The following is a 21,018-nucleotide window of genomic DNA, read 5'->3' as shown; positions in this document are numbered from 1 at the left end:
GTGAGCCCCCATTCCGAGCCGCTCCTGAGGGTGGCCGGCGCCGCCCTCGCCTATCGGGGCAGCCGCGTGCTGGAAGGCGTCGACCTCGCCCTCGGGGCGGGCGAGACGCTTGCGCTCCTCGGCCCCAACGGCGCCGGCAAGACCTCGCTGATGCGCCTCATCGCGGGGCGTCTGGCCCCCGGCGCCGGCAGCGTCCGCGTCGCCGGCGACGACCCTCACCGGACGCCGGCCGCGCGCCGGGCGATCGGCTGGGTGCCGCAGGAGATCGCCCTCTATCCCCGCCTCTCCGTGGCCGAGAACCTGTCGGTCTTCGCCCAGCTCGCCGGCATCGCCCGGCGCGAGAGGTCCGAGGCGGTGGCGAGGGGCCTCGCGCTCTGCGCCCTCGCGGAAGTGGCCCGGCGCCCGGTCGGGCTGCTCTCGGGCGGCTATCAGCGCCGCGTCAACATCGCCGCCAGCCTGATGGCGCGGCCCCGTCTCGTCCTCCTCGACGAACCGACGCAGGGCGTCGACCTGCATGCCCGGGCGGCCATCCATGCGGTGCTCGGGCGCCTGCGCGAGGCCGGCACGGCCCTCCTCGTCGCCACCCACGACTTCGCCGAGGCCGAGCGCCTCGCCGACCGGGTCGCGATCCTGGCACGGGGCCGGATCATCACCGATGGCCACCTGTCCGAACTGCTCGCTCGCATCCGCGCCGACGCCCCCGAGCACGAGGCGGCGCTCGTCGCCCCGGCCGACGCGGCGGCGGAGGCGGTGCTGCGCCGGAGCGGATTCCTTCCCGTCGACACTGGCTCGACCTGGCGGGCGCGCCGCCTCAGCGGGACGCCCCGCGATGGCGCCGACCTCCTCGCCGCCCTTCGGGACGCCGGCGTGCCCATCGCCGAGATCCGCATCCGTGCGCCCGGCCTGGAGGCGGTCTATCGCGAGGCGTTGGCGGCATCCGCGGCCGATGGCGGGGACGTCTCTCCCGAGACGGGAGCCGCCGCATGATCTCGGCCGCCTTCCGCGTGATGCTGCTCGGCCTGGTACGCGACCGGGCCGCCCTGGTCATGGCCTTCGTGCTGCCGACCGTGATCTTCACGATCTTCGCCGCGATCTTCTCCGGCGCGCTCGGCGAGCGCATCCGCATTCATGTCGGCCTCCTCGACCTCGTCCAAACGCCGACGACGCAGCGGCTGATGCAGGCCCTGGAGGCGGACCCGTCCCTCCGGGTCGGGCGCCTCTCCGCCGCCGACCTCGACGGCGCCGTCGCGGCGGTGCGTCGGGGCGAGGTCGACGTGGCCCTGGTGCTGCGCGGGGACCTCGACGCCGGTTCGACCCGCGCCGACCAGCCCGTGGTGCTGATCGAGAATCCCGCTAAGGCCCTGGCCACCCCGATCGCCCTCGGCCAGCTCCAGCGCGTCCTCAACGAGGCCCTGCCCGACGTGGTCCTGGCCCGGATCGTCGCCGACGTCGAGCGCTCGGGCAAGATCGGCCCGGACGAGCGCGCCTTCCTCAACCAGGCCTTCGCCGAGCAGCGGGCCCGCAAGGAGCCCTTCGCCTTCGCCTCCCTGGTGGAGCGGCGCAGCACCGCCTCGGGCGCCACCAACGATCGCGTCAGCTACTATGCGGGCGCGATCACGGCGGTGTTCCTGCTCTTCGCCGCCATGCAGGGCGCCCTCTCCCTCGTCGACGAGCGGCAGTCCGGCCTCGCCGATCGGCTGATGGCGGGCCCCGGCGGCCTCGCCGTGGTGGTGCTGGGCAAGTTCCTGTTCCTGGTGGGCCAGGGCCTCGTCCAGGCCGGGCTGATCTTCTCGGCCGCCGCCCTGCTGCACGGGGTCGACATCCTGCCCCATGCCGGCGCCTGGCTGGTGACCTCCCTGCTCGTCTCGGCCATGGCGGCCGGCCTTGCGCTGGCCGCCTGCGCCGCCTCCGCCACGCGCCAGCAGGCGCATCTGGCCGCCACCTTCGGCGTCCTGCTGCTCTCGGCGGTGGGCGGCAGCATGGTGCCCCGTTTCCTCATGCCGCCGTGGCTGCAGGAGGCCGGCTGGCTCACCCCCAACGCCTGGGCCATCGAGGCCTACCAGAACGCCCTCAGCGAGGGCTGGGCCGCGGCCCTGCCCGCCTGGGGCGTGATGGCCGCCGTGGCGGCGGCGGGCCTCGGCGTCGCGTTGGCGCTGGTGTCGCGGCGGGCGATCTAGGAAGGTGCGTGCGAAGACGGCGTCCGTCCACGCCGCGACCGGTTAGCGCGTTGACCGCGCGGCCATCCGGTCTAGCTTCATATAGAGAATGGGCTTTCGGACCGGCCCGGGGAGTGACACGAACATGCGGGCTGGGTCTTCGGTCGCCGTCGTCGGCGCAGGGTTGGGCGGCTTGGCGGCCGCCTGCGTGAGCGCCGCGCGCGGCCACACCGTCACGCTCTACGACAAGAACGACTGGCTCGGCGGCAAGGCCGCGGTGTTGCACGAGGGCGGCTTCCGCTTCGACATGGGGCCGACCATCCTCACGGTGCCGAAGGTGCTGGAGCGGATCTTTCAGGAGGCCGGGCGCAACATCCACGACTACCTGGACCTGCGCCGCCTCGATCCGCAGTGGCGCTGCTTCTTCGACGACAACACCCATCTCGACCTCATGGCCGACGTGCCGACCATGGCCGCCGACATGGAGCGCTTCGCCCCCGGCACCGGCGCCGGCGAAGGCTACAAGAAATTTCTCGAGATCTCCGAGCACCTGCACGACGTCTCGAACAAGTTCTTCTTCTGGAAGCCGGTCGAGGACCTCTTCGACACGATCAACATCCGCGCCAACATGAATCCCGGCACCCTGCGGGACGTGCTGTCCCTGCGCATGGGCTCCTCGGTGGCCGGCACCATCCGCTCCAAGGTGAAGGATGCCCGCCTGGCGCAGATGCTCGATCACTTCGTGCAGTATGTCGGCTCCTCGCCCTACGGCGCCCCGGCCGTGCTCTGCGCCATCGCGCACATGCAGACCGCGGAGGGCGTCTGGTATCCGATGGGCGGCACCCGTGCCGTGGCAGAGGCGCTGACGAAGCTCGCCGGAGAACTCGGCGCGACCCTCCGGCCCGGCGACGAGGTCACCGGCCTCGCCATCGAGCAGGGCGCGGTCAAGGGCGTGCGGACCGCCTCCGGCATCACCCCGTTCGACGCCGTCATCTCGAACATGGATTCGGTTCGCACCTACCGCGAGCTCGTCGGCGGCGATGTCGGCAAGTCCTACGAGAAGAAGAGCTTCGAGCCGGCCTGCTCCGGCGTGGTGCTCTACCTCGGGCTGAACAAGCGCTACGAGCACCTGAACCACCACGACTTCGTCTTCTCCCGCGATCCGGAGGAGGAGTTCGACTACATCTACCACAAGGGCGAGCCGGCCCCGGACCCGACCGCCTACCTGGCGGCCCCCTCCTCCACCGACCCGTCGGTGGCGCCTGAGGGCGGCGAGGCGCTCTACGTCCTCGTCCATACCCCGTACCTGCGCCCGCACCACGACTGGTCGAAGATGTTCCCGGCCTACCGGCAGGTCATCCTCGACAAGCTCAAGCGCACGGCCAACATGCCCGACCTCGAGGAGCGCATCGTCGTCGAGCGCCACCTCACCCCGCAGGACATCCATGAGCGCTACAAGGTGCTCAACGGTGCGATCTACGGCCTCGCTTCCCACGGCAAGTTCATGGGCGCGTTCAAGCCCGGCAACCGCTCGCGGCAGGTGCGCGGCCTCTACCTCGCCGGCGGCGCGGCCCATCCGGGGCCCGGCATGCCGATGGTGATGATGTCGGGCTGGATCGCGGCGGATGCCCTCGACACCGATGCGCGGGGCGCCGGCATCCGCGGGGAGGAGCGCGCCAGCGCCTGAAGGCCCGACCGTGTCCCGCGAGGACGGCCCCACCCGATCACCCGCCCTGTGGCGGTTCATGGTCGGGTATTTCGACCGCTACGTCCGACGCCACCTCAACGCCCTGCGGCTCGCCCGCTGGGGCGTGCCGGCCTGCGCCGACCATCCCGGCCCGGTGGTGGTCTACTGCAATCACCCGGCCTGGTGGGACGCGGCCGTGGTCATCCTGCTCGCCGGCAAGCTCTTCCCGGCGCGCGAGAGCTACGCCCCCTTCGACGCGCGGATGCTGGAGAAATACGCGGTCTTCGCCCGGATGGGCGCCTTCGCGGTGGACCTCGACTCGGCCCGCGGGGCGGCTCAGTTCCTCAAGGCGACCCGGCGAATCCTGGGGGCGCCGAACCGGATGATCTGGATCACCGCCCAAGGGCGCTTCCAGGACGTCCGCGCCCGGCCCCTGGCGCTGCGCGCCGGCGTCGGCCGCCTGCCCGAGATCGCGCCCGACGCGCTGTTCGTGCCGCTGGCCCTCGAATACGCCTTCTGGGAGGAGCGCGGCGGCGAAGCCTTCGCGGCCTTCGGGACGCCGGTGACGGGCGCCGCCCTTCTCGCCCTGCCGCGGACCGAGCGCCTGGCCCGGATGGAGGCGGACCTGACCGCGACCCTCGACCGGCTCAGCGCCGACGTGGTCGCGCGCGAGGCCGGACGCTTCACGCCGCTCGCCTCCGGTGCCAAGGGCATCGGCGGGATCTACGATCTCTGGCGGCGCCTCGGCGCCGTCCTCACGGGCCGGCGCTTCGAGCCGGCCCACCGCCAGAAGGGAGATCCGGTCCCGTGATGCTCGGTCTCGCGATCCTGGCCCTGGCCTGCGCGGCGCTGCCCGCCCTCGTCGCCTGGGTGAATCTCTCGATCCTGCGCACCCCCGAGCCGGACCTCGACGTCCGGGCCCGGGTCTCCGTGCTGATCCCGGCCCGGAACGAGGCCGCGGTGATCGCCGCCACGGTGCGGGCCGCGCTGTCGAGCGCCGGCGTCGCCCTGGAGGTGCTCGTCGGCGACGATCATTCCACCGACGACACCGCCGCCATCGTGTCGGCCATCGCGGCCGAGGATCCGCGCCTGCGCCTCGTTCCGATCCCGCCCCTGCCCGAGGGCTGGACGGGAAAGAACCACGCCTGCGCGCGGCTGGCCGAGGCCGCGACCGGGACGCATCTCCTCTTCGTCGACGCCGACGTGAGCCTGGCGCCCGCGGCGGCGGCGGCGCTCGCGGCCCATGCGCGCCGGACCCAGAGCGCCCTGGTCAGCGGCGTCCCGCGCCAGCTGATGGGCTCGCTGGGCGAGCGCCTAACGGTGCCGATGATCAACTTCCTCCTCCTCGGCTACCTGCCGATGGCGATGATGCGGGCTTCCCTGCGTCCCAGCCTCGGGGCCGCCTGCGGTCAGCTCGTCCTGGTCGGGCGCGAGGCCTATGCGGCCACCGGCGGTCACGGCGCCGTGCGCACCAGCCTGCACGACGGCGTCGTGCTGCCGCGGCGCTTCCGGCAGGCCGGCTACCGGACCGATCTGGTGGCCGGCTACGCCCTGGCCACCTGCCGGATGTATCGCGGCTTCGATCAGAGCTGGGCCGGCTTCTCGAAGAACGCCCACGAGGGCATGGCGACCCCGCGAGCCCTGCCCGTCTGGACGCTCCTCCTGGTCGGCGGGCACGTGCTGCCTTGGCTGCTCCTCCTGGCCGCGCTGTTCGGGCTCGGGTCGGGCCACGCCGTATTCCTGGCCTTCGCGGCCGCGCTCGCCTCCCTGGCGACCCGGGCCGCGATCACCCTCGTCACCCGCGAGCCCCTGGGCACGGTGCTCCTCCACCCGGCGACGGTCCTGGTCGCTCTGGCGATCCAGTGGACCGCCCTCCTGCGGCGCAAGGCCAGCGGCACGCCCCTGTGGAAGGGCCGGAGCTACCCGATCGGCGGCCCTTGAGTCTCCGCCGCGATCCAGGCCGCGGTGTCGGGGTCGGACCCCATCACGGGCAGGTGCAGGATGATCGGCGTCTCGTAGGGGTGGCGGGCCTTCAGCGCGGTGCTCAAGGAATCCGCCAGGCCGTCTCGGGTCTTGAGGATCGCCACGACCTCGGATCCCCGCTCCACCGCGCCCTTCCAGGCGTAGACGGAGAGCATCCCCGGCAGGACGTTGACGCAGGCGGCGAGGCGCAGCCGCACCAGCGCCTCTCCGACATCCAGGGCGGTGCCGGCATCGGGGAAGGTGGTGTAGACGAGAAGCGGCCGCTCCATGCTATGGGTCTCCGACCAGGGCTACGCCGCTCCACCGGCGGGAGCGGGCCGGCGGGAATGCCGGCAGGACTGGGATCGAGACGCTGGAGCGAACGCTCCGCGTCGGCAAGGTGGTCGGCAAGGCGGATGTGAGCCCATGGCCCGGCGTTTCGAACGGCTCGCCTTCGTCGCAAGTCCCACGGAGGACGCCCGCCAGGCGGCCGCGACCCTGATGCGGCGCTACGACCACGTGCCGCCCAACGAGGCGGACGTGGTGGTGGCGCTGGGCGGCGACGGGCTGATGCTCCAGACCCTGCATCGCTTCATGCATGCCGGTACGCCGATCTACGGCATGAACCGCGGCACCGTCGGCTTCCTCATGAACGAGTTCCGCGAGGACGGGCTGATCGAGCGCCTGGAGAACACCAAGCGCAGCATCATCCACCCGCTGATGATGGAGGCCGTGGATACCGAGGGACGCCGGCACCAGGCCCGCGCCCTCAACGAGGTCTACATGCTGCGCCAGACGCACCAGACCGCCAAGCTGCGGATCTCGATCGACGGCCATGTCCGCCTGCCGGAGCTCATCGCCGACGGCGTGCTCGCGGCGACCCCGGCTGGGTCCACCGCCTACAACCTGTCGGTGGGCGGCCCGATCCTGCCCCTCAACGCCCGGCTCCTGGCCCTGACGCCGATCTCGGCCTTCCGGCCCCGGCGCTGGCACGGGGCCCTGCTGCCGGACTACGCCCGCATCCTCATCGAGGTGCTCGACGCCGCACACCGGCCGGTGGCGGCGGTGGCGGACCACACCGAGTTCCGCCGGGTCTGCACGGTGGAGACCTGGCTCGACCACGCCACCAACCTGACCCTGCTGCACGATCCCGGCCACAGCCTCGACGAGCGCATCCTGCGCGAGCAGTTCGGCTGAGCGCCCCTCAGGCGGCCAGGCGCGCCCGGTCTTCGCGATAGCTCGCGATCAGCGCCTCGGGGATCGCATCGAGCACGACTTCGGTCGCCAGGGCGCGGCTCCGGGCGCGGCTGCCCTCGAACTCGGCGAGCAGCGCGTCGGAGAGTCCGTCGAGGATCAGGCCCACCGGGTCGGTGCGCGCCGTCTCGACGTCGGCCGGCGCTTCGGCCGCCGCGATCTCCGGGATCTCTTCCGCCACGGTCACGGCCGATTCCACCGATGCATCCGGACCCGGCAGCTCCGCCTCGGCGGGCAGTGCCTCGGCAGCGAGATCGACGGCCACCGGCACGGTCGTTTGCGGGATCGTTTGCCGGGCCTCTTCCGAGGTCGCCTCCCAGGCCCCGTCCACGGCCGCTTCCTGGATCGCCGCGACGGTCTCGGCGACGGGTTCGGGAGCGCTCTCCAGGGCCTGGTATGCCTCCTCGTCGGCGAGGACCTGGCGCTGGGCCTCGCGCCACTCGGCATCGAGGATCTCGCGCTCGATCCGCAGGATCTCGCTGCGCTCGGCCTCGGCGGCGAGTTCGCGAGCGAGCACCCGGGCCTCGTCGCGGGCGGCCTCCGCCTCGAAGCGGGACAGGAGCGCCATGACGCTCTGCGCTTCGGTGAAGGGCATCGTCTCGCAGGCGGTCAGCGCCCGCTCGATCATCAGGCGCGACAGGCCGGCTCCGGCGCTGGCGATGGCGCCCTGCCCGGCTTCGCGCCAGGCCGACAGCGCGGCGCTGAAGGCCGGCAGCAGCACCGGCGGCAGGCCGGCCTTGCGGTGCAGGGCCGCGAAGGCGGCGGTCGAGGCGTCGTGCATCAGTCCGGCCACCCGGCGGACCGGAAGGCCGGCGAGGTCGGCCAGCGCCATCTCGGCGAAGGCCATGTTGCCGGAGAGGATCGCCCGTAGCAGCAGGCCGGCATTGAGCTGGCCGCAGGCCTTCAGATGGGCGACGAGGCGGGCGAGATCGACGGGATGGGCCTCGGCGCAGAAGGCGAGCGTCGTGCGCTCCTGTGCCTCGCGACTGGCGCGCGCGCTGCGGGCCGGCGTGAGCCAGCCGGAGGACACCGCGAAGGCGGAGAGCGATTCGGCGAGACGCGTGGTCACGCTCTGGCGCACCTCGAGGGGCAGGTAGGGCCGGGCCAGGACGGCCTCGCGCAGGGCGGCCACGTCTCCGTGGCGCTCCACCATCCGCATCAGGCTGCCGGTGGTGATGTGGGCGGTGCGGTTGCGGACCAGCACGACCAGGGCCTCGGGTTCGGCGATCTCGGCGAGCGCCCCCGCGACGGCCGGCGACAGGTCGAGCCGGCTCGCGATGGCGCGGCGGGCGGCGAGGCACCCGATGGCGACGCCGTCGACGAGGTCGGCATCGCTCAGCACCGGCGAGCGGGCCAGCACCAGGGTGGCGATCTCGGCCTGGTCGCCGGCCAGAGCCACGATCAGGGTGCGGGGCGCGTTCGCGCAGGCCGCGCAGGCCTCGGCCAGCGCCCGACGCACCAGGCTGGAGGGATCGTCGAGGAGGGCGAGGAGTGCGGCTTCCGCCTCCCAGGCCACGTCCTCGCCGAGGCCGTCGTAGAGGTAGGCGCGGGCCAGGGCACCCGCGGCCTCCGCCCGTCGCGCCGCGGAGGAGTGCTGCGTCCAGGCGAGGAACTGGCGGATGATCATGAGCCGCTCCGGATCGTGAAGAGGGACAGGTCGAGGGGGGCACCGGAGCGGGCCGGCTGGGCGGAGGCGCCGAATTCCGCCGGGCGGCGCGGCGGCAGCGGCGCTCCGACGAGGGCCGCCGTCGCGGCGGGCGCCGGATTCGCGGCGGCCGTCGGGGCGGCGATGGCGGAGGCGATCGTTCCCGTCCCGCCGTCGGTGCCGTCCGAGCGCGGAAAGTAGGTCGGCGCGGCGCGGGCGGCTTCCGGCCGGCTCGCCTCCTGCCCGGCGCCGCGCCCCTGCCAGAGGCGGGCGACGCCGGCCGAGACGCCACCCTGCTGGCGCGGGTCGGTCTGGAACATCGAGCGCAGCCCGCCCTCGTTGAGGGAGGCGTAGGCGGTGGTCCCCTCGGGCAGCGTGATCGTGGCGGCCGGCGTGGCCGGCGCGGTGCCGGCGCGGGCAGTGGCGAGATGGGCGTAGAGTTCGGCCGCGCCGCGCGGGCGCCCGGTTCGGTCGTAGAACAGGCCGCGATTGGCGGCGGCCGCCTCCGGCATGTCGAGGGCGGCGGCCCGGGCCGGGCTCGCCTGCGCCGTGGCGATGAGGGCGGCGGCGCCGCGCGCGCCGAGGACGTGGGCGGCGTAGAGGTCGCCGCCCGTGGGCTCGCGCCCGAGGGCCGCGGTCAGGGCCTCGCGGTTCCGCTCGGTGAGGGCCCCCGCCATGGTGGCGGCGATGCGAGGATCGCGGCGCAGGTCGAGGATGGTCTGCTTGGCCGCCGGGTCGCTCACCGTGTAGGTGCCGTCGGCCGCCTTGGTGATCGCGTCGGCATAGGTCCCGAGGCCGAGCCGGGGCCCGGCGGTCTTCATCGTGCCGAGCCAGGTCTGCTCGATGAACTGGAACAGACCGGTGGCCGAGGAGGTGGCGGCCTTGGCGGAGGGGTCGAGGGAGGATTCCCGCTGCGCCGTCGCGAGCAGGTAGTCGAACCCCGCGCCGGACGTCTGCGCCCCGTCGCGGATCGCATCGACGACGCCGCCCGACCCACCCGTGCGCGCCGCGGCGCTGTCGCGCGGACCCAGGTCCCGGCTGGCGCTGGAATCGCGGGCATTGGCGGGCGGCGTGGTGAAGAGGAACATGGCCATCCGGCTGGGGGCGGACCCAGGCGCCGCCCCGACGGCAACTTTGTTCTCCCTATGGTAAAGGAAGGTTGAAGAGCCGGTTGGCCGACGCGGGCCTCTTTCAGGATTCACCCGTCGCCGAAAGATCTTCGGCGAAGGTCAGTCCCTCGTCGGCCCAGCCCGTGAGTCCGCCGAGCATGAGCTTGACCGGTCGGCCGAGTTCGGCGAGCCGCAGGGCGGCGCGGTCGGCTCCGTTGCAATGGGGACCGGCGCAGTAGACCACGAACAGCGTGTCGACGGGCCAGGCGGCGAGGCGCTCGGCCGTGATCAGGCGGTGCGGCAGGTGTACGGCCCCCGGGATGTGGCGGCGCCGGAACGCCGCCTCCGAGCCGACCGCGTGCAGCAGCACGAAATCGGGCGGGCCTGCCTCCAGGGCGGCCGCCACGTCGGCGCAGTCGGTCTCCAGGGCTAGGCGGCGGCGGAAGTGGTCGCGCGCGATCGCGGGCGGGCAAGCGGGAATGGCGGTCACGGGGCTCATCGTCGGTCTCCGTCTCGGGGCCGCCCAGAGCTAGCAGTGGGCGCGACGCTTGGCGGCGGGCCGAATTGCCAGTTAGCGTCGCGATCATGCCAAAGCCGCAGGCCCGCCTCTCCCCCGCCGACCGCCTCGTGGTGGTGTTGGCCTATGACGGGCTCTGCACCTTCGAGTTCGGCGTCGCCGTGGAGATCTTCGGCCTGCCGCGCCCCGAGATGGGTCCGGACTGGTACCGCTTCGCCGTGGCCGCGGTCGATCCGGGTCCGCTGCGGGCCGAGGGCGGCGTGCGCCTGCTCGCGGATGGCGGTCTCGACCTCCTCGATCGGGCCGGCACCATCGTGGTGCCGGGCTGGCGCGGGGCTGAGATGCCGGTGCCCGAGGCCCTCGCCGCCGCCCTGCGCAGGGCCGCCGCCCGCGGGGCGCGCGTCCTGTCGATCTGCTCCGGCGTCTTCGTCCTCGCCGCCGCGGGCCTGCTGGAGGGGCGGCGCGCCACCACCCACTGGCGTCACGCCGCGGCGCTGGCCGCACGCCATCCCGGCATCCGCTTCACTCCCGACGTGCTCTACGTGGACGAGGGAGCGATCCTGACCTCCGCCGGTTCGGCCGCCGGGATCGACCTCTGCCTGCACCTCGTGCGCCGCGACTTCGGGCCGGGCGCCGCCAACGCCGTCGCGCGGCGCCTCGTCGTCCCGCCCCATCGGGACGGCGGCCAGGCCCAGGTCGTCGCGGGGGCGGTCCCGACGCTTCACGAGTCGGGGCGGATCGGGCCGCTGCTCGACGCGATGCGGGCGGCGCCGGCCCGCGACTGGCCGGTCGCCGATCTGGCGGACCGTGCCGGCATGAGCCCCCGGACCCTGCTGCGCCGCTTTTCCGCCGCCACCGGCACGACGCCGGCCCGCTGGCTCCTCGACCTGCGGCTCGCCCGGGCCCGGGACCTGCTGGACCAGGCGGACCAGCCACTTCAGGCCGTCGCCGAGGCGGCGGGCTTCGCCACGGCCGCGGCCCTGCGCCAGCACTTCCGGCGCCGTTTCGCGGTGACGCCCGCGGCCTATCAAGCCGGCCGTGCCCCGCGCCTCGAAAAGGCGTGAACGGACACCGCCAACACACGGTCCGGAAACACAAAAACGCCCCGGAGGGCGTTGCATCGTCTCAATCTTGGTTGGGAAAACTGGAGCGGGCGAAGGGATTCGAACCCTCGACCCCAACCTTGGCAAGGTTGTGCTCTACCCCTGAGCTACACCCGCTCACACCCATCCTGGCGGAGGAATTCCTCGTGCCGGAAAGGTTCGTCGTCTCAACGAAGCAAAAAGCCGCCTCTCAGCGGCTGTCGCTCCGGTCGTCTCGTTCGGTCTATTGGAGCGGGCGAAGGGATTCGAACCCTCGACCCCAACCTTGGCAAGGTTGTGCTCTACCCCTGAGCTACACCCGCTCACAACCGCGCCACTGGTGGGAAAGACCCGCCGGCGGCCCCGGACGGCGTCTCTAAACACCATTCCGCCGGGCGTTGCAAGCGCTGAATCCGGGCGCCGGACACCGGGGCCGTTTGCCGGCGTCATGACGGCCGTCAGGCCTGCCAGTGGGCGGCCGGGGGCAGGCCCTCGCGGATCTCGCGCAGGCGGGCGCGGGTGGCGGCGGTGGTTTCGGCCGGCAGCGCATCAAGGGGGAAGAAGCCGCAGGCGGCGATCTCGCGGTCGGGGTGCTTCGGCGCCCGCACCGAGAAGCCGGCGGCCACGTAGAGTGCGACGTGGTCGCGCCCGGCCGCCGTGAGGTTGTGGTAGAAGCCGTGCAGCCGCATGGGGCGGCCGGGATCGACCACGATCTCGGCCTCCTCGCGGAACTCGCGGATCATCGCCGTCACCGCACTCTCCCCCGCCTCGATGCCGCCGCCCGGCAGGTGCCAGCCCGCCACGTAGGTGTGGCGCACGAGGCAGACCCGGCCCTCCGCATCGATGGCGGCCCCGCGCACGCCCAGGGTCATGCCGCGGGTCGCGAGCGCGCCGTAATGAACCAGGCGCCGCATCCAGGACCGGTCGAGGAGCATCCGGCTCAGACGACGTGCAGGCGGATGGCGCCGAGGCCGTCGATGGCGGCCGTCATCGTCTCGCCGCGCCGGACCGCGCCGACGCCCGAGGGGGTGCCGGTGAAGATGAGGTCGCCGGGATGCAACTCGAAATAGGTCGAGAGCAGCGCGACCTGCTCGGGGATCGACCAGATCATCTCGGAGAGGTCGCCGCGCTGGCGCTCGCCCGCATCCACCGCCAAGATGATGGCCCCCCGCACCGGGTGACCGATGGCCGAGGCCGGGTGCAGCGGCCCGATCGGCGCCGAGGCGTCGGCAGATTTTGCGAGGTCCCAGGGCCGCGCCAGGCGCTTGGCCTCGTCCTGCACGTCGCGCCGGGTCATGTCGAGGCCCACCGCATAGCCGTAGACGTGGTCGAGGGCGGAGGCTTCCGGGATGTCCCGGCCACCGAGGCCGAGAGCCGCCACCATCTCCACCTCGAAATGGTAGTTCTCTGTGCGCGGCGGATAGGGATGGTCCACGGGGGCGTCGCCGGTCACGATCTGCAGGGCGTCGGCGGGTTTCATGAAGAAGAACGGCGGCTCGCGGTCGGGGTCCTTGCCCATCTCGCGGGCGTGGGCGGCGTAGTTGCGGCCGACGCAATAGACCCGCCGGACCGGGAAGAGGTCGTCGCTGCCGACGATCGGGAGGGCGGTGCGGGGCGGGTTCGGGATCACGGACAGCATGGGTCTCTCCAACCTCTTCTCTCGGCCGCTGCGGCACGGCGCCCGGTCGCTCGCCCTGCACAGGACGGCGCGCCATCCCTATCATAGGCGGCAGGCCCGGCCGCGCCATCCCGCCGCCGCCCGTGGCCTGCCGTTGTGAGATCCGTGGTGACCGACCCTTCCCGCCTGCTGGCGTACCTCGCCGCGCATCTCGGCACTGACCATGTCCTGACCGACCCGGCCGACCTCGCGCCTCACCTGGCCGAGACCCGCGGCCTGGAGCGCGGCCATGCCATCGCGGTGGTGCGGCCCGCCGACACCGAGGCCGTCGCCCTCGTGGTGCGCGCCTGTGCCGAGGCGGGGGTGCCGGTGGTGGCGCAGGGTGGGAATACCGGCCATGTCGGGGGCGGCCTGCCGCAGGGGGGCATCGTCCTCTCCCTGGCGCGGCTGAACCGGCTGCGCGCACTCGATCCCGTCAATGCCAGCATCACGGTGGAAGCCGGGATGGTTCTGGCCGACGTGCAGGCGGCGGCCGCGGAAGCCGGGATGCTGTTCCCGCTCTCCCTGGCTTCGGAGGGCTCGTGCCGGATCGGCGGCAATCTCGCCACCAATGCGGGCGGCACCGCGGTGCTCGCCTACGGCAATGCCCGGGACCTCGTCCTCGGGCTGGAGGTGGTGCTGGCCGACGGCCGGATCTGGAACGGGCTGAAGGGCCTGCGCAAGGACAATGCCGGCTACGACCTCAAGCACCTGTTCCTCGGCTCGGAGGGAACCCTCGGGCTGATCACCGCGGCGGTGCTGAAGCTTTATCCCCGGCCGGTCTCGCGGTCCGTGGCCTTCGTCGGCCTCGCCTCGGCGGAGGCCGCCCTCGCCCTGTTCCGAAGCCTGCGGGCCGAGGCCGGCCCGGCCCTCACCGCCTTCGAGTACATCGCGCCCTTCGGCCTGGAGATCGTGCTGCGTCATCGGGCCGGGGCCCGCCGGCCGCTCGCGGGCTCGCACGCGGCCTACGCCCTGGTGGAGCTGTCGACGACCCGCCCCGGCGACGATGCCGGCGCCCTGCTGGAGTCGCTCCTCGTTCGGGCGCAGGATGCGGGGCTTCTCGAGAATGCCGTCCCGGCGGCGAGCGAGGCGCAGGCGAACGCCTTCTGGGACCTGCGCGAGAGCCTGTCGGAGGTGCAGAAGGCCGAGGGCGCCTCGATCAAGCACGATGTCTCGGTGCCGCTCTCCCGCCTGCCGGAATTCCTCGCCCGGGCGACGCGGGCCTGCGAGGCGGAGATGCCGGGCCTGCGGGTCTGCGCCTTCGGGCATTTCGGGGACGGCAACATCCATTTCAACCTGAGCCAGCCCGTGGGTATGGACCGCGCCGCCTTCCTCGCCGCCTGGGAGCGCTTCAACCGGATCGTCCACGACATCGTCGCGGCGCTCCAAGGCTCGATCGCGGCCGAGCACGGCGTCGGCCTGCGCAAGCGCGCGGAGCTGGCACGCTACGCCGACCCGGTCGCCCTCGACCTGATGCGAAGCCTCAAGGCGGCCTTGGATCCCGCCAACATCCTCAACCCCGGCAAGGTCTTGGACTCGGGAAGGGGGTCGCCGGAGCAGGTTCACCGGACGAAGGGCGCGGCCGGTCCGGCATCATTCGGTTTTTCGGAAGGCTCAACAAAAAATTAGCCGGAACCCGACCTGTCGTCGCCGGATTGACGTTGTGCGACGCACAAGGACTTGCCAGATTATGGACCGCAACGCGCCATAAATCGGCTCGGCTGCGGGCGGAAGAGGTTGCACGACAACGACGGACAGCTGGTTGCAGTGCGGTGGGTTAGCCCGGTCTTAACCCTTGCCGCTTCTCTTGGAAGAGAGATCAGATCGGCCGTCGCGATCGAAGACCGAGCAGGAGACACGTTCGATGCCGACTTCCCAGGCGAGAGTTCCCACGGCGGAGGCGAGCCGCTACCTCAAGCAGCTCTGCCGCCACTGGAGCCACAAGTTCCCGGTGGAAGCCACCGAGGATGCCGGCCGCGTGCCCTTCGGCGAGGACCGGGTCTGCACCTTCGAGGCCGGCCCCGACGCCCTGCTGATGCGGGTCGCGACCCCCGATCCGGCCGCCCTGACGCGCCTGGAGAACGTGGTGTCCGATCATCTCCTGCGCTTCGCCTTCCGCGAGAACCTCGGCGAGATCACCTGGTCGCGCGCCGCCTGAATTCCTGCCGCGGCCGGTCGGCCCGTTCCGCGTCGGCGGAGGGTTGACCTGTCGTCCCGGGACCTGATCTTGAGCGCGAGACGCGTCGGGACGCACCGGGAGACAGGCATGGACGGGATCGCGCAGACAACGAGCGGGGCTGCCCCTGCACAGGGTACGCGGCACGCCGAGCGCCTGGAGCGCCTGGCCGAGGTCGCCGTGAAGGTCGGCCTGGGCCTCCGGCCCGGACAGGAACTCGTGATCACCGCCCCTCTGGAAACGGTGCCGCTGGCCCGGCTGATCACCGAGCAGGCCTACAAGGCCGGCGCCTCGCTGGTGACCACCTTCTACACGGACGACGCCGCCACCCTGGCGCGGTTCGCCTACGCGCCCGACGCGGCCTTCGATACCGCCGCCGGCTGGCTCTACAGCGGCATGGCCGAGGCCTACCGCAACGGTGCCGCCCGCCTCGCCATCGCGGGCGACGACCCTTCCCTCCTCGCCGGCCAGGACTCGGCCAAGGTGGCCCGCGCGAACCGGGCGCGCTCCAGGGCCTACGTGCCGGCCCTCGAGCTCATCGCCAACTTCTCCACCAACTGGACGATCGTCTCGGCAGCGACGAGCCCCTGGGCCCGCACGGTGTTCCCCGACCTGCCGGAGGCCGAGGCCGTGTCCCGTCTGTGGGATGCGATCTTCGCGGCCTCACGGGTCGACGGCCCGGATCCGGTGGCGGCCTGGGAAGCGCACAACGCCGCCCTGCACGCCCGGATGGACGCGCTCAACACCCATCGCTTCGCGGCCCTGCGCTTCTTCGGGCCCGGCACGGACCTCACCGTGGGCCTCGCCGACGACCACGAATGGTGCGGCGGCGCCTCGGCCTCGCGCAGCGGCATCGTCTGCAACGCCAACATCCCCACCGAGGAGGTTTTCACCACCCCGCACAAGGACCGGGTGGACGGCACCGTTACCAGCACCAAGCCCCTCTCCTACCAGGGCACCCTGATCGACGGCATCCAGGTGCGCTTCGAGGGAGGGCGCATCGTCGAGGCCACCGCCCGCACCGGCGGCGACGTGCTCGCCAAGGTGCTGGAGACCGACGAGGGCGCGCGTCGCCTCGGCGAGGTCGCCCTGGTGCCGGCCTCCTCGGCGATCTCCGCCTCGGGGCTCCTGTTCTACAACACCCTCTACGATGAGAACGCCGCGAGCCACATCGCCCTGGGCCAGGCCTACAGCAAGTGCTTCCGCAACGGCGGCGCGGATTTCAGCGAGGACGACCTCGCGGCGCGGGGCGCCAATCGCAGCCTGATCCACATCGACTGGATGATCGGCTCCGACCGGATCGATGTCGACGGCCTGTCCGCCGAGGGCCGGGCGATCCCCGTGATGCGGGCCGGCGAATGGGTCGCCTGAACCGGCACCTCCAGCCGGACTAGCTCCGCAGTCATTTGCGTGCGCCCCCATCGTGTGCGGGCGCACGCCGATCTGGTCTGCTGGATTGACGTGGGCAAATTTCCCACGCAAGGTTGGGACGTGGTCGCACCGGCCACGGACCTGCAGCCGCCCTGACGGGCCGATGCTCCGAACCCACTTCCTGAGCCCACCGTTCGGGAAACCGTCCGATCACCGCGCCGCGCGTTTGCCGGCACGCGCGGGCGGCGATCGAATCGGCCGATCCCGACGCCGCCCGGACGCACGCTCGTGCCCCGGAACGGATGAACGGGGATCGACCGGCGGATCGGATCCATCGTCCGGGCTCGCGATCTCCCGCGGGAGACAACGAGGATCTCATGACCAAGACCTATCTGCTGGCCGGCCCGATGGCCGCGGTGCTCGCCGGGGCGGCCTCCGCCGCCGACCTTCCGCGCCGCGTGGCGCCGCCGGTCTTCACCGCGGTGCCCGTCTTCAGCTGGACCGGCTTCTACGCGGGTCTCAACGCCGGCTACGGCTTCGATGCCAGCGGCAGCAGCGGCGCCACCGTCATCGGCACCACGGCCGCCTCGGGCATCATCGCCAACGGCGCCGCTCCAGGCCTCGTCGCCTTCAGCAACCGCAACGCCAACGACGGCTTCACCGGCGGCGGCCAGATCGGCTACAATTATCAGCTCGCGCCGGGCTCGGGCTTCGTCGTCGGCGTCGAGGCCGATGCGCAGTATCTCGGCTTCGGAACCAGCCGCAACACGGCATCCTTCGTCGGCACGCCCAATGCCGACCTAACCTTCGTCAACCCGAACGGCCTGTCGAACCTCGATTATTTCGGCACCGTACGCGGTCGCCTCGGCTACGCCTTCGACCGGACCCTGGTCTACGGCACCGGCGGTTTCGCCTATGGCGGTGGCGGCGGCTCCAGTTTCGGCCTGCCCAACAGCACCGGGGACACGTTCCGCACGGGCTGGGCCGCCGGCGGCGGCATCGAGTACGCCCTGCCGACCGACTCGTTCCTGAACTTCTTCCGGTCCTCGGCCGTCACGCTGAAGGTCGAAGGGCTGTATGTCAGCCTCGACCGCAACAGCAGCAACGGCGTGTTCGCCTACTCGAACTCCACCGGGACCCAGTACAGCGTTTCCGGCACGGATTATGCCGCCGCCACGGGCTATGCCAGCCGTCGCTCCGACGAATTCGCCGTCGTCCGCGCCGGCCTGAACTACAAGTTCGGCACGTACTGAGGCATCGGACGGACCTCCCTTTGGCCTGAGCATCCCCAGCCCGATCAGACTGGCCGCTCAGTCAAACGGCACCCCGGGAGCGATCCCGGGGTGGTGCCGCTGCGGAAAGCCTTTCAGAAACCCGGGGCCTTGGCGGCGCCGAGGATGCGGGTGGGGCGCCCCTCGTTGCCGCCCTGGAGCACGACCACGTAGGAATCGGCCTCGGCGATCTGGGCCGCGTGGCGCGGCACTTCGTAATGCGCCGCATGGCCCGTCCAGGGGCCGATCCGGTGCATTCCCCGCACGACGTTGATGTAATCGAAGGCCTGACCCTTGTTCTCGCCGCCGCCGATGGCGATCCGGCGGCGGCGCATCACCGGCAGCAGCCAGAGTTCGGCCTTGGCGTCCGTCACGCTGCTCGCGCCGACATCGATGAAGATGCGGTCGCCCTCTTCCCAGCTTCGGACCGATACCTGGACCGGACTCCCGGCCCGGGCGCGGCGCAGGGCCCGCTCCAGCGAATTGCGGTCCGAGCGGATCATCGAGGGCTCGCCGTTGACGATGGCCTGCGGCGTGAAGACCTGCCGCTCGCCGCGCAGGGACGCGTAGGCCCGCTGCCGCGCCGTGAAGGCGGGCTGGGCGTAGACGTCCTTCCAACCGAGATAGTCCCAATAGGTGATCGGGAAGGTCAGGGCGATGATGCCGGGGTCGCGGGCGAACTCGCCGAGCACCCGCGAGGCCGGCTGGCAGGAGGCGCAACCCTGGCTGGTGTAGAGTTCGATCACCACGGGCATGCGCTCGCCCGCCGAGACCCGGGCGGCAGCCGACACCAGGACGCCGGCCGCGACGAGCAGGGCGAGGCGCAGGCCGGCGGTTCGGCGCGGGAGGGGCGTGGCGTCGCGGCTCATGAACTCAGGATACCGCCGCCCGGCCATTCCCGGTCATCACGGTCGCTCGATCCTCGCCCGCTGCGTCCGGTCCGGGCGTCTGCGCCGGTTTCGGCTTCGGAAGCATCGCGGGGCGCCAGCGCCGGTGCATCCAGAGCCACTGCCCGGGATTCTCGCGGATCCAGCCCTCGATCACCCGCGTCATCGCCTGCATGGCACCCTGGACGTCGATGGCACCGGAAGCGTCGCGCGGAAGCTCGAGGGGCGGCGTCAACTCGAGGTGGAAGCCCGAGCCGTCGCGCCGGACCACCCGCGCCCCGTGGACCGGACACTCGTAGTGCCGGGCGAGCTTACCCAGCAGCGGATTGACCAGGACGGGCTTGCCGAAGAATTCCACCACGACGCCGCGGGTGAAGTGCTGGTCGATGAGCTGGCCGAGATGGCCGCCGCGCTCGACCACGCCCTGCATGGCAAACACCGCGCCCTGCCCCGCCGCGGCCAGACCGCCCATGGTCTGGCGGCGGACCTCCTGAACCAGGCGGGCGGACGCCGCGTCGTTGGGGGGGCGGAAGATCGCGGTGGCGTCCAGGCCGAACCGGGCCGCGCAGATCGCCGGCAGCTCCCAGTTCGCCAGGTGGGCCGAGAAGATCAGGCCCGGCTTGCCGTCGTCGCGCAGGTCGGCGAAGTGGCTCTCGCCCGCGACCGTGATGCGCCGGCTGGCGGTGAGATCGGCCGGGTCGATGTCGATCAGCGTGTGGAGATGGGCGTATTCCGCGCCGGTGCGCCCAAGATTGTCCCAGGCTTCCAGGGCGAGGGCTCGGATCGCGGCCTCGTCACGCTCGGGAAAGGCCGCCCGCAGGTTCGCCATCGCGATGCGGTGGGCGGGCAGGAACGGACCCACGGTCCGGACGATCCGGCCGCCGAGCCGGCTCGCGCGCTCCGCCCCGAGGCTCCGTGCCAGCCAGAACAGCCCCCGGATCAGGGGAATCATCGCGAGCCCGGCGAGGCGTGGCAGGTTGCGCTTCAGGACGAGGGCGAGGCGAAGCAAAACGAATCCCGTGACGCGGGACGTTCCGGCGACGACCCTGGCTCCTGGCATAATTCATTTTCACGCGGGTGGGCACCCGTGTGCGCTGCAACTCAGAGCGTCACGAGAATCCTGTCAGAGCGTCACGAGGATTTTGCCGAATACCTTCCGGGATTCCAGGCGCTCCAGCCCCTGCGCGAAATCCACCAGGGGCAGCACCGTGTCGATCACCGGCGTGATGCCCTGCGCCATCTTGGCCATCGCGTCGCGGATGTTGGCCATCGAGCAGCCGAACGAGCCGGTGATGCGGTATTGCTGCTGGAACAGCTGCATCAGGTTCATGGTGGTGGAGACGCCGGAGGTGGAGCCGCAGGTGACGAGGCGTCCGCCGCGCTTGAGGCAGAGCAGCGAGCCGTTCCAGGTGTCGGGCCCGACATGCTCGAACACCACGTCGACGCCCTTGCGCTTCGTCAGGCGCCGGACCTCGCCCTCGAAGCGCTCCTCGCGATAGTTGATGACGTGGTCGGCGCCGAGCGCCTTCGCCTTCTCGCCCTTGGCATCGTCGCCCACCGTGGTGAACACGGTGCAGCCGATGGCCTTGGCCATCTTGATCGCGGCGGTGCCGATGCCGGAACCGCCGGCATGTACGAGGATGCTCTCGCCGGGCTCCAGGCGGGCATTGTCGAACAGCATGTGCTGCACGGTGCCGAACGCCACGGGCGCGCAGGCCGCATCGGTGAAGCTCACGCCGTCCGGCATCTTGATGACGAGGCGCGCCGGCATGGTCACGCGTTCCCGGGCGAAGCCGTCGATGTGGAAGCCCATGACGCCGGAGACGTCCTCGCAGAGGTTGTCGCGGCCCTCCCGGCAGGCCTTGCACCGGCCGCAGGTCTGGGCGCCGTACATCGCCACCCGGTCGCCCGTCGCCAGCCCCTCGACCCCCGCGCCGACGCAGACGATCTCGCCCGAGGCCTCGGCGCCGACCGCGAGCGGCAGCTTGCGCTTGGCGAAGGCCATGCCGCGGAAGCCCCAGACATCGATGAAGTTCAGGCCCACCGCACGCACGCGGATCTGGACCTCGCCGGGGCCGGGGGCGGCGGGCTCCGCGACGTCCTCGAGGCGCAGGTCGCGGTCACCGTGGAGCTGGAGGGATTGCATGAGGCTCGCTTCCGTTCGCGGGGCGCCGCGGAGGCCCTCGCGAGGGCCGGGCGTTCATGCGCCCCTCGCTAGCCTTCGCGGGACGAGGCATCAACCCG

At 72.1% G+C, this 21,018-nt stretch carries 20 protein-coding genes and 2 tRNA genes; 11 read left to right on the top strand and 11 right to left on the bottom strand.

Translation table 11 applies throughout. The annotated features are described in order from the left end of the window. The 5 genes from ACXJY8_RS05290 (at position 1) to ACXJY8_RS05270 (ending at position 5,784) form a co-directional block, all read left to right on the top strand. Positions 1–987 carry an ABC transporter ATP-binding protein gene (locus ACXJY8_RS05290; RefSeq protein ID WP_463777003.1) on the top strand — a complete coding sequence of 329 codons (987 nt, stop codon included), beginning with the start codon at positions 1–3 and terminating at the stop codon, positions 985–987. Next, a complete protein-coding gene (locus ACXJY8_RS05285) occupies positions 984–2,177 on the top strand; it encodes an ABC transporter permease (protein ID WP_463777000.1) in 1,194 nt (397 codons plus the stop codon). The genes ACXJY8_RS05290 and ACXJY8_RS05285 overlap by 4 nt, the downstream gene beginning before the upstream one ends. 124 nt (positions 2,178–2,301) lie before the next feature. Then, positions 2,302–3,843 carry a phytoene desaturase family protein gene (locus ACXJY8_RS05280; protein WP_463776997.1) on the top strand — a complete coding sequence of 514 codons (1,542 nt, stop codon included), beginning with the start codon at positions 2,302–2,304 and terminating at the stop codon, positions 3,841–3,843. A gap of 58 nt (positions 3,844–3,901) precedes the next feature. Continuing rightward, positions 3,902–4,654, top strand: coding sequence for a lysophospholipid acyltransferase family protein (locus ACXJY8_RS05275; protein WP_463780381.1), 753 nt, complete (start codon positions 3,902–3,904; stop codon positions 4,652–4,654). Further along, on the top strand, positions 4,654–5,784 hold the full coding sequence (locus tag ACXJY8_RS05270; protein ID WP_463780379.1) for a glycosyltransferase family 2 protein: 1,131 nt from the start codon (positions 4,654–4,656) through the stop codon (positions 5,782–5,784). Before ACXJY8_RS05275 ends, ACXJY8_RS05270 begins: the two co-directional genes overlap by 1 nt. On the opposite strand, the gene cutA is transcribed toward ACXJY8_RS05270, so the two are convergent. Continuing rightward, entirely contained in the window at positions 5,763–6,095 is a 333-nt protein-coding gene (gene cutA / locus ACXJY8_RS05265) for a divalent-cation tolerance protein CutA (protein WP_463776993.1), read from the bottom strand. The genes ACXJY8_RS05270 and cutA overlap by 22 nt on opposite strands. Positions 6,096–6,231: 136 nt before the next feature. Between cutA and ACXJY8_RS05260 the strand changes: the two genes are divergently transcribed. Then, positions 6,232–7,002: an NAD kinase gene (locus tag ACXJY8_RS05260; protein ID WP_463776986.1), complete on the top strand. Its 771-nt coding sequence runs from the start codon at positions 6,232–6,234 to the stop codon at positions 7,000–7,002. Positions 7,003–7,009: 7 nt separating this feature from the next. Here the strand turns inward: ACXJY8_RS05260 and ACXJY8_RS05255 are convergent, their stop codons facing one another. The 3 genes from ACXJY8_RS05255 to ACXJY8_RS05245 all read right to left on the bottom strand — a co-directional run bounded on the left by ACXJY8_RS05255 (position 7,010) and on the right by ACXJY8_RS05245 (position 10,312). After that, positions 7,010–8,686 carry a DUF2336 domain-containing protein gene (locus ACXJY8_RS05255; RefSeq protein WP_463776981.1) on the bottom strand — a complete coding sequence of 559 codons (1,677 nt, stop codon included), beginning with the start codon at positions 8,684–8,686 and terminating at the stop codon, positions 7,010–7,012. After that, on the bottom strand, positions 8,683–9,792 hold the full coding sequence (locus ACXJY8_RS05250) for a lytic transglycosylase domain-containing protein (protein WP_463776978.1): 1,110 nt from the start codon (positions 9,790–9,792) through the stop codon (positions 8,683–8,685). The genes ACXJY8_RS05255 and ACXJY8_RS05250 overlap by 4 nt, the downstream gene beginning before the upstream one ends. A 103-nt stretch (positions 9,793–9,895) precedes the next feature. Next, on the bottom strand, positions 9,896–10,312 hold the full coding sequence (locus tag ACXJY8_RS05245) for a rhodanese-like domain-containing protein (protein WP_463776975.1): 417 nt from the start codon (positions 10,310–10,312) through the stop codon (positions 9,896–9,898). 86 nt (positions 10,313–10,398) lie between these two features. Here ACXJY8_RS05245 and ftrA point away from each other — a divergent pair, with 86 nt between their 5' ends. Continuing rightward, on the top strand, positions 10,399–11,394 hold the full coding sequence (gene ftrA, locus ACXJY8_RS05240) for a transcriptional regulator FtrA (RefSeq protein WP_463776971.1): 996 nt from the start codon (positions 10,399–10,401) through the stop codon (positions 11,392–11,394). An 81-nt stretch (positions 11,395–11,475) separates the two neighbouring features. Here the strand turns inward: ftrA and ACXJY8_RS05235 are convergent. The 4 genes from ACXJY8_RS05235 to ACXJY8_RS05220 all read right to left on the bottom strand — a co-directional run bounded on the left by ACXJY8_RS05235 (position 11,476) and on the right by ACXJY8_RS05220 (position 13,051). Continuing rightward, positions 11,476–11,550, bottom strand: a tRNA-Gly gene (locus ACXJY8_RS05235). 110 nt (positions 11,551–11,660) lie between these two features. Beyond that, positions 11,661–11,735: transfer RNA gene (locus ACXJY8_RS05230), tRNA-Gly, on the bottom strand. A 135-nt stretch (positions 11,736–11,870) separates the two neighbouring features. Beyond that, on the bottom strand, positions 11,871–12,347 hold the full coding sequence (locus ACXJY8_RS05225) for an NUDIX domain-containing protein (RefSeq protein ID WP_463776968.1): 477 nt from the start codon (positions 12,345–12,347) through the stop codon (positions 11,871–11,873). A gap of 5 nt (positions 12,348–12,352) precedes the next feature. After that, positions 12,353–13,051: a fumarylacetoacetate hydrolase family protein gene (locus tag ACXJY8_RS05220; RefSeq protein WP_463776966.1), complete on the bottom strand. Its 699-nt coding sequence runs from the start codon at positions 13,049–13,051 to the stop codon at positions 12,353–12,355. A gap of 147 nt (positions 13,052–13,198) precedes the next feature. Here ACXJY8_RS05220 and ACXJY8_RS05215 point away from each other — a divergent pair, with 147 nt between their 5' ends. From ACXJY8_RS05215 to ACXJY8_RS05200, 4 genes are all read left to right on the top strand, one after another. Beyond that, positions 13,199–14,698 carry an FAD-binding oxidoreductase gene (locus ACXJY8_RS05215; RefSeq protein WP_463776964.1) on the top strand — a complete coding sequence of 500 codons (1,500 nt, stop codon included), beginning with the start codon at positions 13,199–13,201 and terminating at the stop codon, positions 14,696–14,698. Between the two features lie 235 nt (positions 14,699–14,933). Then, entirely contained in the window at positions 14,934–15,227 is a 294-nt protein-coding gene (locus ACXJY8_RS05210) for a DUF2218 domain-containing protein (protein WP_056468938.1), read from the top strand. Between the two features lie 108 nt (positions 15,228–15,335). After that, positions 15,336–16,616: an aminopeptidase gene (locus tag ACXJY8_RS05205; RefSeq protein WP_463776960.1), complete on the top strand. Its 1,281-nt coding sequence runs from the start codon at positions 15,336–15,338 to the stop codon at positions 16,614–16,616. A 377-nt stretch (positions 16,617–16,993) separates the two neighbouring features. Beyond that, complete coding sequence (locus ACXJY8_RS05200) at positions 16,994–17,869, top strand: outer membrane protein (protein ID WP_463776958.1); 876 nt, start codon at positions 16,994–16,996, stop codon at positions 17,867–17,869. A gap of 113 nt (positions 17,870–17,982) precedes the next feature. Here ACXJY8_RS05200 and ACXJY8_RS05195 read toward each other — a convergent pair whose 3' ends face one another. From ACXJY8_RS05195 to ACXJY8_RS05185, 3 genes are all read right to left on the bottom strand, one after another. Further along, positions 17,983–18,756, bottom strand: a complete 774-nt coding sequence (locus tag ACXJY8_RS05195; protein ID WP_463776955.1) for a DUF1223 domain-containing protein — start codon at positions 18,754–18,756, stop codon at positions 17,983–17,985. A 4-nt stretch (positions 18,757–18,760) separates the two neighbouring features. Continuing rightward, positions 18,761–19,783, bottom strand: coding sequence for a lipid A biosynthesis lauroyl acyltransferase (locus ACXJY8_RS05190; protein ID WP_463776952.1), 1,023 nt, complete (start codon positions 19,781–19,783; stop codon positions 18,761–18,763). Positions 19,784–19,897: 114 nt separating this feature from the next. Beyond that, entirely contained in the window at positions 19,898–20,920 is a 1,023-nt protein-coding gene (locus ACXJY8_RS05185; RefSeq protein WP_463776948.1) for a zinc-binding dehydrogenase, read from the bottom strand. Positions 20,921–21,018 lie beyond the last annotated feature (98 nt).

It is taken from the genome of Methylobacterium sp. TK31 (assembly GCF_055361545.1).
Note: the sequence above shows the minus strand (reverse complement) of the source record. Positions and strands in the feature narration are given on the sequence as shown.